Source organism: Syntrophomonas sp. UBA5494 (assembly GCF_002426325.1).
In genome coordinates, this window is sequence record NZ_DIPG01000085.1 from 4,953 (window position 1) to 5,516 (window position 564).

General features: G+C 42.9%; 1 protein-coding gene. It reads right to left on the reverse strand.

Going from position 1 to position 564, the window contains the following annotated elements:
• Positions 1–538 (reverse strand): hypothetical protein (locus tag B3W37_RS09395; protein ID WP_483175519.1); only part of this gene is annotated, 538 nt, incomplete at its 3' end.
• Between the last annotated feature and the right edge of the window lie 26 nt (positions 539–564).

The window sequence follows — 564 nt, forward strand, 5'->3', positions numbered from 1 at the left end:
GTTGCTCGGGGTCTTCAGGGGTTGGTCCATTAGGATCTTTCTCAACCTCAGGCACGATTTCTTCAGGTAATTGTTCATCTGCAGGATTCGCTTCATGCTGAATGAGCTGATCGAAAATATCAAGCATGCCTTTATCTTTTAGCGTCTGATAGATAACGGAATCTCGGTAAGGTTGATAGCCTTCTCCGGGCAGGGTCAGGTATACCGTTTGGGGTTCGGGCACGGATTTTTCCTTGGGGATATCAAAAGGCACTTCTTTAGTAAGCTTTAATTTCAATTCTATAGCCGGATCTTTTTTGTCTTGCTTTATTAGCTCCTTGTCTGAGCTTTTTTCACTTTCTGGAAGCTCATTTAAATCCGATGACTTTTCTTCACTCACGGTAGGCACGGTTGCAGTATTGGCGTTTTCAGTAACGGTATTTTGTTTATAAGTTTGATCTGCAAATGCGGACATTGGCAGAGCGGTTAAGACCATCAAGGCTATCAGCAAACAACAAATAGCTTTATTGCGCAGTTTAAATCCATACATCACTTTCATTCTCCCTTACCCCCCTGCCTTTCAGT